Below are 15,811 nucleotides of genomic sequence, written 5' to 3'. Positions count from 1 at the left end.
CAAAAAAACCGGCACACAACAGTGGCCGGTTTTTTTATGCTCAGGCGGCAGCAAACGGCGTGTGTTGAGGATCTGGCTTTTTCAACAGCATCATCAGATAGACCAGTGCAACAGCGGCGATCATCACAAACAGCAGTTGATCGGAATAATTTTGCATCAACAACGCGGTCATCGATGGACCGAGCAAACTGCCAATCGTGTAACTCATTAGCAGCGCCTGATTCATTGCCACCAGCTCATGCGGCATCGCCTTCTCACAGGCCCAAGACATCGCAACCGGATAGAGAGTAAACCCAGCACAACCGAGAATGAACAAGGCCGGAGCCATGGCATAGTTACCCAGCATCGCCATACTGGCGAGGATCACCACAAACACCTGGATACGTAGGACCAACAGACGACCATAGCGGTCTGCCAACCGACCGACCGGCCATTGACCAACGATCCCGGAACTGACCAGCAATGCCATCCAGTAACCAACATTCGCGTCGCTCATGCCCTGATGAGATAAATATAACGGCATCAAACCGTACAGCGAACCAAGCACAATACCGGAAATAATGCAGCCATTGATACCCAGTCGCGCACTGCGGCGTTTCAACATCGGCCATACCGCGGCCTGCTGCGGTTCGTCATGTTGGCTGTTCACTCTGGCAAACAACATCGGCAACATAGCGCTGATCACAATGGCAACCACCCACGGAACTACGTTCAGCAATTCAGTTGATACCATACTCAGCAGCAACTGGCCGACGACCGTCCCCAGGTAGTAAACCATCATATAGGCCGCCAGCAGTTGGCCACGGTTGGACAGGTTACCACTGCGCAGCAGTGCGCTTTCCACGATCACCCAAATCCAGGCACAGCCAACACCCGCAAAGAAACGCCAGCCCATCCAGCTCCAAAAATCGAGAGATAATGCCATACCGGCAGTCGCCACAGCGAACACTACACAGGCAAGATGATAGCTGCGAGTAAACCCAATGCGCTGGATCAGTTTACCCGCAATCAACGTGCCAATCAGGTTGCCGGTAAAGTAAGAGGAACTCACCATTCCCACCTGCCAGGTTGACAATTGAGCATGAGTTAACCAAAGAGGAACTAACGTATTCAATACGGCAATGGAAACCGTGAGCAACAACAGACCACAGAGCAGCAGGAGCACTGGGCGAGAATATGCGGACATAGTGAGATTGAAACCGAACGCGCAATGAGAGTGCGCGCATCATGACACTGGCGATAAAAAAGTCAATCAGCACTTATATATCCACCGCACAATTTGTATTTCTCGGGTAGATAGGCGCAACACAGAGCATAAAACGCTATGCTGGTTAGTTATAAAATTCGCTGTAAGGAGGGCTTATTATGGAAGGTAAAACAGAAGCTACCGTCACCGCATTGCTGAGCGATATTGGCAGCACTCACGGCGAGCTTTTGGCCATTGTTGAACGCGTTCGCCAGGTTGTCACAACAATGAGCGACAATGTCTGCGAATCCGTTAAATACGGCGGCATTATGTTTTCCCATACGGCGTTTTTCTGCGGCGTATTCACCTACAGCAGCCATGTCTCGGTAGAATTCGGTCATGGCTACCAGCTCAAAGACACCCATAGTCTGCTAGAAGGTAATGGCAAGTATCGCCGTCATATTAAGCTTTACTCGATTGCCGATATCGATAAGAAACAACTGCCAGAGTATGTCAGGCAGGCTTATGAGCTAGAACTGTCACGCTAAACTGACATACACTCACGGCATATTTTCGATGAACAGCCGCCAGCACTGCGACTTCGCGCACCTGTCGGCTGTTCATTTTCTATCAGAAGTGCAGCTCTAAAGACTCAACTTCGGCAGAGCATTCTTCGCCCCAGGCACTCAGGGTAAGTTGCGCCAATTGCGCCAGCCCTAAGTAGAATGGGTGTCCTGCATTTGCTTGCAGCAATTCCAGATAGCGTGGTGCCCAAGGCAGCACATGTTTCGTCAGCAACTGCTCTACCAAGCCACCCTGCCGCTCTTCAGCCAACCATGCCACCATCATCAACAAGGTGCCAATATGATCTTCTGGTTCATTACGATCATGTTGCGCTTCAATGCCATTCGACCGTAACCACCGACGCAGACGCAAAGTAGAATCGCCAAACAGCACGTTCTCTTTATCCAGATACACTGAGCCCCACAACGGTGCAGGTAAGGTTTCAGGACCAACAAACAGGCGTTGGTATGCCTCCGCGAGCGATTCTTCCTGCTCATCTTCAAGACCGGTTGCGATCAGCGCAGCCGCCGCTTGACGTTGCTCAGCGTCGCCATACGGCCACTCTTTGACCCACTCAGATTCAGACAAGCTGGCCAACAACCGTTGACCGTCTTCACTTTCTGGCGGTGCATACAACAACACACCCAGCACACGGCCCGTTAAAGCGATATTTTCAAGCGTCATAAATCAAGGATCCTATTAAGGGCACAGCAAACGCGGTGCCTCACAACAATATTAATCGGTTTTCGTCGTACCAACAGTCAAATGCCAGCCATAGAACGCACCACATTCACCCCGTTCATCGGCGATAACCAGAATCAAGCAATACCCATCACGCCTACTTTACCATAGCGCAACAGGGGGAAATTCAGCGGTTTCATCCCTGCATGACAATTCCAATCGCACAATAATTAACGGACACTATTGTGCGATTGGCGCACATACTGGGTGGGATACACGATGAATTTTACCCTCATAAAAAAAGCGCCCGTAGGCGCTCTTCGTGGAGCATGTAACTATTTAACCGATATATTCCAGGCCACCCATATATGGGCGTAATACTTCTGGTACCTGAATGCGACCGTCAGCTTGCTGGTAGTTTTCCAGCACGGCCACCAGCGTACGCCCCACGGCCAGACCAGAACCGTTCAGCGTGTGCACCAGACGCGGCTTCTTCTCGGTTTTGCTACGGCAGCGCGCTTGCATACGGCGAGCCTGATAATCCCACATGTTCGAGCAGGAAGAGATCTCACGGTAAGTGTTTTGAGCCGGCAGCCATACTTCCAGATCGTAGGTTTTGCATGAACCTGCACCCATGTCACCGGTACACAGCAACATTTTACGGTAAGGCAGGTTCAACAACTGCAGCACTTTCTCTGCATGACCGGTCAGCTCTTCCAGCGTCGCCATTGAGTCTTCTGGACGTACGATCTGCACCATCTCGACCTTATCGAACTGGTGCATACGGATCAAACCGCGAGTATCACGACCATAAGAGCCTGCTTCGGCACGGAAACATGGCGTATGCGCGGTCATCTTCAGTGGCAGAGATTCCTCTTCAAGGATCTCGTCGCGTACCAGGTTGGTCAACGGCACTTCTGCTGTTGGGATCAACGCATAGTTGCTGCTATCCGATTCTTCTTCCAGTGGTTTGGTGTGGAACAGGTCTTCACCAAACTTAGGCAACTGGCCGGTACCGTACAAGGTTGCGTGGTTCACCAGGTAAGGCACGTAAGTTTCCAGGTAGCCGTGCTGTTCCGTGTGCAGATCCAGCATGAATTGGGATAACGCACGGTGCATGCGAGCGATTTGCCCTTTCATCACCACAAAGCGTGAACCCGTCAACTTAACTGCAGCGGCAAAGTCCAGACCACCGGCCATTTCGCCCAGATCGACATGATCGCGGACCGGGAAATCGTACTGGCGTGGTTCACCCCAGCGGCTGACTTCCTGGTTGTCACTGTCGTCTTTACCGTCTGGCACAGCATCGTCCGGCAAGTTCGGGATCGCCAACGCATAATCACGGATCTCAGCCTGCAGCTGATCCAGTGCGGCCTTGGCAGTATCCAGCTTGTCACCCAGTTCGTTTACTTCGCGACGCAGCGGCTCAATGTCTTCCCCGCGCGCTTTAGCCGCGCCGATGGATTTCGATCGGGAGTTACGTTCGGCCTGCAGTGTTTCAGTTTCTACCTGCAGAACTTTGCGGCGCTCTTCTTGAGAACGCAGCAGATCCAGATCGAGTTTAAAGCCTCGGCGAGCCAGTTTGACGGCGACTGCGTCTAGCTCATTACGCAGCAGATTGGGATCGAGCATGCTAATCCTGTGCTTATTGTTATTGAAAGAAAATTTGATGTTTTATTCGGCTGAATTTGAAGCCGTATAAAGGAAGAGTGATACCCGCTAACCTTACCGCAACGGCAACGCTAGCGGTAGCGTTTTGTCTGGCTATTTTGATCCTGCTCAGCCAGCCATGCCAGCTTTTCACCAATTTTACCTTCCAGACCGCGTGTGGTTGGATGATAGTAACGCGTCTTGGCCATTTCTGGCGGGAAGTAATCTTCGCCGGCTGCATAAGCATTGGGTTCATCGTGAGCGTAACGGTACTCTGCACCCAACCCCATTTCTTTCATCAGCTTGGTTGGCGCATTGCGCAGGTGCTCAGGTACATCATAATCAGCCATCTCTTTGGCATCGCGTATTGCCGCTTTGAAGGCTGTGTAAACCGCGTTGCTCTTTGGCGCGCAAGCCAAATAAACGATAGCCTGGGCAATCGCCCGTTCGCCTTCCGCCGGACCGACGCGGGTAAAGCAGTCCCAGGCCGCGATAGCGACCTGCATGCCACGCGGATCGGCATTGCCCACATCTTCGGAAGCAATCGCCAGCAACCGACGTGCCACATACAGCGGATCGCCGCCAGCGGTAATAATACGTGCATACCAGTACAACGCAGCATCCGGCGCTGAACCACGCACCGATTTATGCAACGCCGAAATCAGATCGTAAAAGCGGTCGCCTTTATTATCAAAACGCGCACTGCGTTCGCCAGACACTTCTTTCAGTAATTCCGGCGTCAACACACGGATACCTTTGGCGTTGATCTCCGCCATGTCCGCCATCATTTCCAGGCTGTTCAACGCCCGGCGTGCATCACCGCCCACCAGCTCTGACAACATGCGGCGCGTCTCATCCGGCAACTCGATATTCTGCCCGCCAAACCCCCGGCTGTTGTCCTGCATCGCCTGATCCAACACCTGGCTGATATCGTCGGCAGTTAATGCTTTCAACAGATACACACGAGCACGTGACAGCAGAGCAGAGTTAAGTTCAAAGGACGGGTTTTCGGTTGTCGCACCGATAAAAGTAATGGTGCCGTCTTCAATATGCGGCAGGAAGGCATCCTGCTGACTTTTATTAAAACGGTGCACTTCATCGACAAACAAGATAGTGCGACGACCGGCGTCACGGTTCTGACGCGCACGCTCGATCGCCTCACGGATCTCTTTAATACCGGACGTCACGGCCGAAATCCGCTCGACGTCCGCGTGGCCGTAACGACCAATCAATTCCGCCAGCGTCGTTTTCCCTGTACCCGGCGGCCCCCACAGAATCATCGAATGCAGTTGCCCCGCTTCGATAGCGCGCGGTAAAGGCTTACCCGCAGCCAACAGATGCTGCTGGCCGATGTACTGTGCCAACGTCGTCGGCCGCATACGCGCGGCCAACGGCTGGAACTCATTCTGGGAAAAATCGAGCGACATATTACTCACGCAGACCTCACTGGCGCTGGTCGTCCAGCGTCACCCCCTTCGGTGGGGTAAATTTAAATTTGCTGGCATCGGCAGCAACATTCTGCTGACTTTTCAGCGTGTAAGAGCTGCGCTGGCCGTCCTGCTCAACCGCGGCAAAACTGCGGATAGTGCCGCTGTTATCCACGCTAATGGCGAACTGTTTCAGGTTGCCGCTGCTGGATTTTGGCGTGAGCTCAAAATCATTACCCTTCTGTTTAACGTTGTACTGTTTCCAGTCATTGGCGTTATTACGGGTGATCAGCATAAACGGCGTATTGCCGGTGGCATTTTTCAGCCAGGTGGCGGTCACCTGCTCAACAAAGGGGTTGTAGAACCACAGGGTCTGACCGTCTGATACCAGCACGCTCTCGTCCGGCGAGGTCATGTGCCAATTAAACAGGTTCGGACGTTTCACCCAAAGTTCACCTTCACCCTGCTGTACCGCAGCGCCATCGCTACTGGTCACGGTCTGGGAGAAGCTGGCGTGGAAACTGTTCACTTTCGCCAGGCGACTTTGCAGATCCTGTGCGGCGTCAGCCAACACAGAGGTGGAAGCGAATCCCGAAAGCAGACAACAGGCAACTAACAGTTTTTTCATTATTCCAGATACCTTATGAAATGCGTTAACCGCAAGGCGGTGCCGTGCGGGTCAAATTAACCCTTAACACCCTTACTCTACCCGAATCCATCAACCTGCATATAGGCCAATGCTCCGAGAAGCCGATGGGTTTACGCTTCTTTGCACAAGGGCCGCTAAGCGGCCCTTTATTATTTAATAACAACGATTAAAGCTTCATCAATCATGCCGTGGTGGTGCCAGCACCTCGCGGTTGCCGTTATGCCCCTGCTCACTGACAATGCCCTGAGCTTCCATCTGTTCGATGATACGCGCAGCTCGGTTATAACCAATGCGGAACTGACGTTGTACACCGGAAATAGAGGCGCGGCGTTTATCCACCACAAACTCAACCGCCTGGTCAAACAGCGGATCCAGCTCTTCGTCGCCGTCCAGGCCGCCACCAGCACCGCCCTCACCGTCATCACTGCTGCTAAGGATACCCTCTTTATATTGAGGTCGCTCACGCGCTTTCCAATCCTTAACCACTGCATGCACTTCCTGATCGCGCACAAATGCACCGTGTACACGTACAGGAATGGACGAGTTAGGCGCCAGATAGAGCATGTCACCCATACCCAGCAAGGATTCAGCACCGCCCTGATCGAGGATGGTACGCGAGTCAATCTTGCTGGACACAGTGAAAGCGATACGGGTTGGGATGTTGGCCTTGATCAGACCAGTGATCACATCCACCGAAGGACGCTGAGTTGCCAGCACCAGGTGGATCCCCGCAGCTCGCGCTTTCTGCGCCAGACGAGCGATCAACTCCTCAACCTTTTTACCAACCGTCATGATCAAGTCAGCAAACTCATCCACCATCACCACGATATAAGGTTCTTTCTCCAATACCGGCGGTGTGATGTCCATACTGTCAGTTGGTTTCCAGAATGGATCCGGGATTGGGCGTCCCATCGCCTCGGCCTGGTCGACACGTTCGTTATAACCGGCCAGATTACGCACACCGAGCGCAGACATCAGCTTATAACGGCGTTCCATCTCGGCGACACACCAACGCAATGCGTTAGCAGCGTCTTTCATGTCGGTTACCACGTCCGTCAACAAGTGCGGAATGCCTTCATAGACCGACAGTTCCAGCATTTTCGGGTCAATCATGATAAAGCGCACTTCTTTCGGCGTGGCCTTATACAAGATGCTCAGGATCATGGCATTGACCCCTACCGACTTACCGGAACCCGTCGTCCCCGCAACCAGCAGGTGTGGCATTTTCGCCAGGTCAGCCACCACCGGTTCACCGGAAATGTCTTTACCCAATACGATTGCCAACGGCGATGGATTATCACGGAACGCTGGGCAATCCAGCACTTCTCGCAGATAGACTGTTTGGCGTTTTACGTTAGGCAGTTCTAACCCAACGTAAGGTTTGCCGGGGATCACCTCGACCACACGAACCGCAGAGGTTGACAGTGAACGAGCCAAATCGCGAGACAGATTTGAAATACGCGCAGCCTTAACACCTGGAGCCAGATCCAACTCAAAACGAGTAATCACCGGGCCAGGGAGGATATCGACTACGTCGGCCTTCACACGGTAATCGGCCAGGCTGGCTTCGACCAAACGCGCCTTTTGTTCCAACGCAAAGGTATCTACCGGTTCAACCTCTTTCGGGGCTTCAGTCAGCAGATCCAGCGTCGGCAACGGCGTGGTTGGTTTTTGCAGCGGCATATCATTACGCATCAGGAACGGGTGAATCAGGCTATCCATCGCTGGCTGCTGCGGAGCAGCTGGTGCCGGTTGCGCGACAGATTGCTGATAAGCTGGTTGCTGTTGCTGAGCAGCCGGTTGCTGCTGCGGTTGTTGATAGGCCGGTTGGTATGGTTGTACCGGTGGTGTCTGAGGCTGAGCTTGCGACTGATAAACCGGCGCTGCAGGCTCAAACTGACCGAATGGCACATCATCTTCACGCTCGCTTTGCTGCTCAATACGGTCTTCAAGCTGTGGCGACAAGGTGAACAAGGGCTCAACTGGGCCATCATCAACCAAATCATCCATCGGCGAGAAACCAAACGCATTGCGCGTGTCTACCGGCGTGGTTGTCTGTGCTGATGGTGCAGCTTCTTGTTGCCCATAGCGCTGGTTTTGCTGTTCAGCAAACGCCTGACGCAGTGCAGCCTCTTGCAGAGCTGCCTCATCATCCTGATTATCTTGCGCGTATTCCTCGCCATAACGTTGGTTTTGCTGTTCGGCAAACGCTTGGCGCAACGCAGCTTCCTGCAAAGCTTCATCATCTTGCTCAGGTGCAAGACTATCGGCAATCGGCAATGGCTCGTCATCTCCACGGCTACGCTGTTCCTGTTCGGCAATGCGCTGTGAAGGCAGCTTGATACCGTAAGAAGCCAGTTCGCGTCGGGTAGGAATGCGCACAGGGTTCGGGCGTGGCAACTCAGGGCCAAGGCCTTGTTTCACCTGCGAGTTAGCCTCACTGGTAGCGGTAAATGCCGGCATAAACGTATTGGCGGCGACAGCCCCCGCAACCGCAGCTGCTGCGGCAGGAGCCTGAGGTTTCACGTTACCAAACGGCGTAGCGCCAAGCTCACCGGCACTAAAACCAGCCGGAGCACTGACGTCTGCACTATCACGCTGGGCGGCAGAAAAATCAAACGGGGAACGTTCGTGCGCCGGTGATGCGGCCGGAACATCCCAATTACCCAAGCGCGGTTCATTCTCATCATCCAGATAAGGATCAGCCGGGCGCGTCAACGTCGGCGTCGGTGTCTCTTCAGGGATTTCGAACGAATATAATGGCGGCGTCGTGTTTTCCGCGACCGTGCTCATCGGGTGTTGGTTCACTGATGCAGGCGCGGTCGGGGCCACGGTAACAGACGGAGCCTGTGCTACGACAGGCGCCGCAGTGACAGGTGCGCTGGCTACCGCTGGTGCAACGGGTTCGCCATTAACAGTATCGTCATCATTAGCCCGCAGGCCGCTGAGTAAGGGATCCTGAGCATCTTCTGCCGCCAATTCTGCCGCCAACTTGGCGGTTTCCGTTACTGAAGGCGCAGAGAACAACACGTCGTCTTCCGCCGCATTAGCCGCAGCCGCAGTGGTGGCAGCAGCAAGCGCAGCTTCTTTCTGTGCAGATTCGGGTTGTTCTTCAACATAACGGTCGTCGTCGTCGTGATAACGGTCTTCACGGCGTGAGCGATTGGTCATAAAGGTCGCCGTACCCAGTACCGCACCACCGATTCTTTCGGCGATCACCAGCCAAGACCAACCGGTAAACAGCGTAAGCCCCGCAGCCCAGACGCACAGCAGCCCTAAGGTTGCACCGATGCCGTTGAACCACGGCAACATGGCATTACTCAGCAAACTACCGATAACGCCGCCGGAAGCGAAGTAATAGAGATCGTCGACATTCAATGCCGCCAAGCCACACGAAGTGAGCACCAGCGCCAACGTGCCGATCAAGCGCAATGAAAGCGCAAAATAGTCGATGTACTCGCCGTTGCCGCGCTGACGGTAAGCCGCCCAGCACAACATTAGCATGATCGGTGGTATCGCATAGGCGAGTACCCCGAAGGTGAAGAACAGCGTGTCGGCCATCCAGGCCCCGACGCCACCGCCCAGGTTATGAATCGGCTCATGCCACGCGGTCTGCGACCAGCTTGGGTCAGATGGATTAAAACTGACCAAGGCAGCCATGAGGTAAATGGCAAAAATGGCCACCACGATCAACACAGCTTCGAGCAAACGGCGACCGCTGCTGAGTTTTCTCAAGGTAACTTCTTTATCTTCTGTATATTCCTGGCTCAAGAAAGGCTCTCCAGGTTCCTGTTAGCTGACATAGCAACAGCGCCGAGAAGCTTCCCCGGCGCCGAAACTGTATGAATAAACAGGAGTGTAACCAATTTAATCAGGTTTTGCACCTGCACCCTACCGTGTTTTGATAACCAGACGGTTACTCTGTTTCACTTCTTCCATTACAACGTACGTACGGGTGTCGTTAACCCCCGGCAGACGCAGCAAGGTTTCACCGAGCAACTTACGGTAAGCAGACATATCCGGTACACGGGTTTTCAACAGATAGTCGAAATCACCGGACACCAGATGACACTCCTGAATTTCTTCAAGCTTCTGCACTGCTGAGTTGAATTGCTCAAACACATCTGGTGCACCGCGGTTCAACGTGATTTCCACGAAGACCAACAGGGACGCATCCAGATAATGCGGGTTGAGCAAAGCGGTATACCCATGAATGAAACCCTGACGCTCGAGGCGGCGCACGCGTTCTAAACATGGTGTTGGGGATAGCCCCACGCGCTTCGAAAGCTCAACGTTCGAAATACGCCCATCCTTCTGCAGCTCGTTCAGGATATTGCGGTCGATACGGTCGAGATCTTTACCCGGGCGTTTCTTATTGTCTGCCATTATTATTGTCTCTCTTATTTTCTTCCCTGCACTTGCCACACCCTAGCCAACGTCAATGTGTAAGGGCTCGTTCCAAGCGAAGACCCAATGCCTGTCATATGTTTCACTACCATCATCCACCGTTGTACAGTCTGTCTGTCAAACCCTGCACAGCGTGTTTAAATGACGTTAATCGCAAGAAGAAATTTGCTACTCGCCTGCGCGATATCGACTCACCTGCCGCACAAGGTTTCATCAACGGCGTAAAACTCTGCGCCAACGCCGTAAATACGTACGATTTACTGCAGGTGCGGGGATAATTTCTTCTTCCTATGATGTTTTCGCAAATGCGCAGCGGATTGTCAAAGTAAAAGAAGCAAAATCAGAAGAACGTACCGTCATGAAAAGTTAGCACCCCGTTTTTAGTTATGAATCGCTGGCTTAAAAACCCCGCAGAGAAGGCGCTTAAACCCGCTTAACGTGCTGTTTCCGGTCAGGTGAACACAAAATTGCGGTGTGTGGTTTCCATAAGTTAAATTGCTGCGTTTTACGCTCGATTTAGCATCAAAATAATAATTAATAGGCAATGACTATCAAACAAATCGTTAACAACATCCCCTGACGCTTTTTTTAATGCTGCATTTTCCCTACAATCGGATCCATTGTCCGCCATTGTGGGAAAAGAGGTTATTCATGGGCACGGCTAAACACAGCAAATTATTGATTCTGGGCTCCGGCCCGGCTGGCTACACCGCCGCAGTTTATGCTGCGCGCGCCAACCTGAGCCCGGTACTGATTACCGGTATGGAACAAGGGGGTCAACTGACCACCACCACCGAAGTGGAAAACTGGCCAGGTGATGCCGAAGGCCTGACTGGGCCAGCGCTCATGGAACGTATGCGTGAGCATGCAGAAAAATTCCAGACCGAAATTGTGTTTGACCATATCAACAGTGTTGATCTGCAAAACCGTCCGTTCCGTCTGTTTGGCGACAACGGTGAATACACCTGTGATGCATTGATCATCGCCACTGGTGCTTCGGCCCGTTACCTTGGCCTGCCTACCGAAGAAGCATTTAAAGGCAAAGGCGTTTCCGCCTGTGCTACCTGCGACGGTTTCTTCTACCGCAATCAGAAAGTCGCGGTCGTCGGTGGCGGCAACACTGCCGTAGAAGAAGCGCTGTATCTGTCCAATATCGCAGCTGAGGTTCACCTGATTCACCGCCGTGATAGCTTCCGTTCAGAGAAGATCCTGATCAACCGGCTGATGGAGAAAGTGAAAAACGGCAACATCGTACTGCATACCGACCATACTCTGGACGAAGTGCTGGGCGATGAAATGGGCGTTACCGGTGTACGTATCCGCAGCACCAAAGAAGAAAACGAAACACGGGAACTGGCGTTGGCCGGCGTGTTTATCGCTATCGGTCACAGCCCGAACACCAGCATCTTCGGTGGTCAGTTGGAATTGGAGAACGGGTATATCAAAGTGCAGTCCGGTATTCACGGTAATGCCACCCAGACAACCATTCCTGGCGTATTCGCTGCTGGCGACGTGATGGACCACATCTACCGCCAGGCGATCACCTCTGCCGGTACCGGTTGTATGGCGGCACTGGATGCTGAGCGTTACCTGGATGGCATCGCCAACGCAGAAGTGCTGTAACGGCACCCTCTGCCATATTGAAAAGCGGCTACCTTAGCCGCTTTTTTTGTACCTGCAACATCAACCAGACAGGTATTCAATGCAGAATCTTCTCCACTGGCGTTTGTTGGTTGCCGTGGCCGACAGCGGCACAATCACTCTGGCGGCACATCAATGTGGCATGACTCAGTCCGGTGCCAGCCAGGCTATCGCTCAGTTAGAGGACACGATGAATACCCCGTTGTTGGTCCGCCTGCCACACAGTGTGGTACTCACACAAAGCGGTGAACAGATCGTTATCCACGCCCGCGCTATGCTGGCTGAACTTGATGCCATTCAACATTACGCGTATCAGGCGAAAAGCGCGCACGCCGGTAAAATACGTCTGGCCAGCTTCCCCTCTGCATTTTCCCTGTTGCTGCCACCGTTATTGCGTAAATTCAAACGACGCTATCCCGCCATAGAGTTAGTTCAGTTGGAAGGCACCGATCAGGAAGTCGAAAACTGGTTGGCTCTGGAAACCGTCGACGTTGGCGTCGTATTGAATCCGGGAAAAGGCAGGCAAAGCTACCCACTGGGGCAAGATCTGTGGCTGGCGGTGACCACCAACGGGCATCCATTAGCCAGGGGACGGCACCCCGTAGATTTCAGCGCACTGGCTGAATACCCCTTTGTGCTGGCTACCGGCGGCTGCCAACTTAATGCACAGCGGCTGGCACAAATGTCCGGTTTTGAACTATCAAATGTGCGCGTGACGGTCAGTGACTGGAGCACCGCGATAACGCTGGTTCGCGAAGGGACCGGTGTATCGCTCATGCCCGCATCAGTGATACCGCCTGATGCGCCAGGCATTTGTACTCTTCCACTGCGTTCACCGCTTTACCGTCATTTTGGCTTGGTCTGTTCGTTCAGCGGTGCAAGCTCCGCGCCGGTACAGACCTTATTACAGTATCTGCAGGATCATCTCCCCCTGCCCGTCAGTAGCTGAACTAATAGCGGGTTTCTGACATTCTAATTTTTCTCTCGGCGGTGCTGACGACATTCTGATGGCTAAGCAATCGTGCTTCTTGTCTCAGGAACTGTCATGAAACTCTACTTTGCACCCAATACCTGCTCACTTTCCCCGCACATTGTTCTGCGCGAGCTGGGTCTGACGTTCGAACTGATCCGCGTGAATAACCGCACTAAACGCAGCGCTGACGGAAAAGACTTCTATCACGTGAATCCCAAAGGTTATGTTGCCGCCCTGATGCTGGATGACGAACAGGTAATCACCGAAGGTGCCGCTATCGTGCAATATCTGGCGGATCTGCGCCCTGAAGCCGCACTGGCGCCCCCAAATGGGTCATTCGACCGTGTACGATTACAAGAATGGCTGAATTTTATTACCAGTGAGATTCACTCAGGCTCCAGTCCGCTATTCAATACACGCCTCCCGGAAGAGGTTAAAACACTGTTTCGCGATAAGCTGCGCCGCCGCCTCGATTATGTCGCTCAGGTTTTGGACGAGCAGACATTCCTACAGGGAGAGCGTTTCGGCGTGGCCGATGCCTATCTGTTCACGGTTTTGCGCTGGATGGCCCAATTTTCTGTCGATTTAACAGACTGGCCATCATTAACCCGATATATGGCGCTGATCGCCCAACGTAAATCCGTACAAACCGCCCTGGCTGCGGAAACAGCCAGCCAAGAAGTGAAATAACCCGGTTGCCGCTGTCTGTTATACCGATATTTGACCGCTTTATTATTTTCAGTCTGCCGGGTGAAGAGGTAACATTGGCCTTCACTTGTTCGCTTCAGATTGGGGCAAACACTTTTTTTAACAGTACGTTAACCTTGTCTGTAACAACAGGCGCCGGCGACGCAGACTCTTATCTGATGAAAAAAACCAGACAGCAACAGTTAACCCGTTGGCTCAAAACTCAGAGCACCCTGGCGCAGCGTTGGCTGCGTCTTTCCATGGTATTAGGGCTGATAAGCGGCATGCTGATTGTCGCACAGGCGTGGCTGTTAGCCGCCCTGCTCCACGCCCTGATTATCGAACACACCCCGCGTGAGCAGTTGATCCCCTCGTTTATCTGGCTTGCCGCCACCTTCGCATTGCGGGCAATATTGAGCTGGTTGCGGGAGCGTGTTGGGTTTATCTGCGGACAGGTGATCCGCCAACGGATGCGTCGTCAGGTACTGGATAAGCTGCAACAACTCGGTCCTGCCTGGATCCAGGGAAAACCGGCCGGTAGCTGGGCCAGCATCATCGTCGAACAGATTGAAGACATGCAGGATTATTACTCCCGCTATCTGCCACAGATGTATCTGGCAGTGTTTATCCCATTATTGATCCTGATTACCGTCTTTCCAATTAACTGGGCCGCGGGCCTGATTCTGCTAACCACCGCGCCACTGATCCCGATGTTTATGGCGTTGGTTGGTATGGGTGCCGCCGACGCCAACCGCCGCAACTTTGTCGCACTGGCACGACTGAGCGGCAATTTCCTCGACCGCCTGCGCGGGCTGGATACGCTGCGCCTGTTTAACCGCGCTGAAGCAGAAACTGCACATATCGCCAAATCGTCGGAGGATTTCCGCAGCCGCACCATGGAAGTGTTGCGGTTGGCATTCCTGTCTTCGGCAGTATTGGAGTTCTTTGCCTCCATCTCCATCGCGGTGGTCGCGGTCTATTTTGGTTTTTCCTTCCTTGGTGAACTTAATTTCGGTAGTTACGGCACCGGTGTCACGCTGTTTGCCGGCTTCCTGGTGCTGATCCTGGCGCCAGAGTTTTTCCAACCTCTGCGTGACCTGGGGGCCTTCTACCATGCCAAAGCGCAAGCCGTGGGCGCGGCTGAAGCCCTGGAAACCTTCCTCAGTGCAGAAGGCGAACAAATGGGCAACGGCACGCAAACGCTAAATACGGATACTCCACTGGAACTGCAAGCACAGAATCTGGAAATCCTGTCACCGAATGGCGTATTACTGGCTGGCCCGCTGAGCTTTACGCTTGGCGCCCACCAGCGCATTGCGTTGGTCGGCCTGAGCGGTGCCGGTAAAAGTTCGTTGTTGAACCTACTGCTTGGCTTCCTGCCCTATCGCGGCTCACTGACGGTCAACGGTATCGAGTTGCGCGAACTGGCTGCCGAAGGCTGGCGCCAACAGCTTGGCTGGGTAGGACAGAACCCGCACCTTCCAGCGCTGACATTGCGAGCCAATATCCTGTTAGGGAACCCGCAGGCCAGCGAGGCGCAGTTGCAGCAGGCCGTAGAACAAGCCTACGTCGGTGAAATTCTGCCACATCTGCCACAGGGATTAGAGACAGAGGTCGGCGATAATGCGGCACGTTTGTCCGTCGGCCAGGCTCAACGTGTCGCGGTTGCCAGGGCACTCATCAGCCCACGTCGTTTACTGCTGCTGGATGAGCCGGCCGCCAGCCTTGATGCTCACAGCGAGCGGCGAGTTATGCAGGCTCTGAATGCCGCCTCGCATCAGCAAACCACCCTGCTGGTTACTCACCAGTTGGAAGATACCGAAGATTACGACCAGATTTGGGTCATGGAAGGCGGGCAAATTGTCCAGCAAGGCGATTACGCCACGCTGAGCGCTCAGCCGGGCCTGTTTGCCAACCTGATCGCACACCGCCGCGGGGATCTCTAA

12 protein-coding genes are annotated in these 15,811 nt (G+C 53.5%); 5 read left to right on the top strand and 7 right to left on the bottom strand.

Annotated elements, in window-relative coordinates; genetic code table 11:
• Positions 1–40: 40 nt before the first annotated feature.
• The gene (locus SGR01S_RS08800) at positions 41–1,186 is read right to left on the bottom strand and encodes an MFS transporter (RefSeq protein ID WP_061807205.1); all 1,146 of its coding nucleotides are present in this window, start codon (positions 1,184–1,186) and stop codon (positions 41–43) included.
• Between the two features lie 179 nt (positions 1,187–1,365).
• Between SGR01S_RS08800 and SGR01S_RS08795 the strand changes: the two genes are divergently transcribed.
• Complete coding sequence (locus SGR01S_RS08795) at positions 1,366–1,734, top strand: DUF1801 domain-containing protein (RefSeq protein ID WP_061807202.1); 369 nt, start codon at positions 1,366–1,368, stop codon at positions 1,732–1,734.
• Positions 1,735–1,816: 82 nt separating this feature from the next.
• Here the strand turns inward: SGR01S_RS08795 and dmsD are convergent, their stop codons facing one another.
• From dmsD to lrp, 6 genes are all read right to left on the bottom strand, one after another.
• The gene (dmsD, locus tag SGR01S_RS08790; RefSeq protein ID WP_037421912.1) at positions 1,817–2,434 is read right to left on the bottom strand and encodes a Tat proofreading chaperone DmsD; all 618 of its coding nucleotides are present in this window, start codon (positions 2,432–2,434) and stop codon (positions 1,817–1,819) included.
• A 336-nt stretch (positions 2,435–2,770) separates the two neighbouring features.
• Positions 2,771–4,063: a serine--tRNA ligase gene (serS, locus tag SGR01S_RS08785; RefSeq protein WP_037421909.1), complete on the bottom strand. Its 1,293-nt coding sequence runs from the start codon at positions 4,061–4,063 to the stop codon at positions 2,771–2,773.
• 110 nt (positions 4,064–4,173) lie between these two features.
• A complete protein-coding gene (locus tag SGR01S_RS08780) occupies positions 4,174–5,517 on the bottom strand; it encodes a replication-associated recombination protein A (RefSeq protein ID WP_073963420.1) in 1,344 nt (447 codons plus the stop codon).
• Positions 5,518–5,524: 7 nt separating this feature from the next.
• Positions 5,525–6,136 carry an outer membrane lipoprotein periplasmic chaperone LolA gene (gene lolA, locus SGR01S_RS08775; protein ID WP_037421903.1) on the bottom strand — a complete coding sequence of 204 codons (612 nt, stop codon included), beginning with the start codon at positions 6,134–6,136 and terminating at the stop codon, positions 5,525–5,527.
• 198 nt (positions 6,137–6,334) lie between these two features.
• Complete coding sequence (locus SGR01S_RS08770; protein ID WP_061807201.1) at positions 6,335–9,928, bottom strand: DNA translocase FtsK; 3,594 nt, start codon at positions 9,926–9,928, stop codon at positions 6,335–6,337.
• A gap of 120 nt (positions 9,929–10,048) precedes the next feature.
• Positions 10,049–10,543: a leucine-responsive transcriptional regulator Lrp gene (gene lrp, locus SGR01S_RS08765; protein WP_004928318.1), complete on the bottom strand. Its 495-nt coding sequence runs from the start codon at positions 10,541–10,543 to the stop codon at positions 10,049–10,051.
• Between the two features lie 672 nt (positions 10,544–11,215).
• On the opposite strand from lrp, the gene trxB reads away from it, so the two are divergent.
• From trxB to cydD, 4 genes are all read left to right on the top strand, one after another.
• Positions 11,216–12,187 carry a thioredoxin-disulfide reductase gene (gene trxB / locus SGR01S_RS08760; RefSeq protein WP_037421897.1) on the top strand — a complete coding sequence of 324 codons (972 nt, stop codon included), beginning with the start codon at positions 11,216–11,218 and terminating at the stop codon, positions 12,185–12,187.
• A gap of 79 nt (positions 12,188–12,266) precedes the next feature.
• A complete protein-coding gene (locus tag SGR01S_RS08755; RefSeq protein WP_061807199.1) occupies positions 12,267–13,154 on the top strand; it encodes a LysR family transcriptional regulator in 888 nt (295 codons plus the stop codon).
• Positions 13,155–13,250: 96 nt separating this feature from the next.
• Positions 13,251–13,868: a glutathione transferase GstA gene (gene gstA, locus SGR01S_RS08750; RefSeq protein ID WP_061807197.1), complete on the top strand. Its 618-nt coding sequence runs from the start codon at positions 13,251–13,253 to the stop codon at positions 13,866–13,868.
• A gap of 176 nt (positions 13,869–14,044) precedes the next feature.
• Complete coding sequence (cydD, locus tag SGR01S_RS08745) at positions 14,045–15,811, top strand: heme ABC transporter permease/ATP-binding protein CydD (RefSeq protein ID WP_061807303.1); 1,767 nt, start codon at positions 14,045–14,047, stop codon at positions 15,809–15,811.

Source organism: Serratia grimesii NBRC 13537 (assembly GCF_001590905.1).
Classification (GTDB): Bacteria; Pseudomonadota; Gammaproteobacteria; order Enterobacterales; family Enterobacteriaceae; genus Serratia; species Serratia grimesii.
This window is presented reverse-complemented; position numbering and strand designations above follow the sequence as displayed.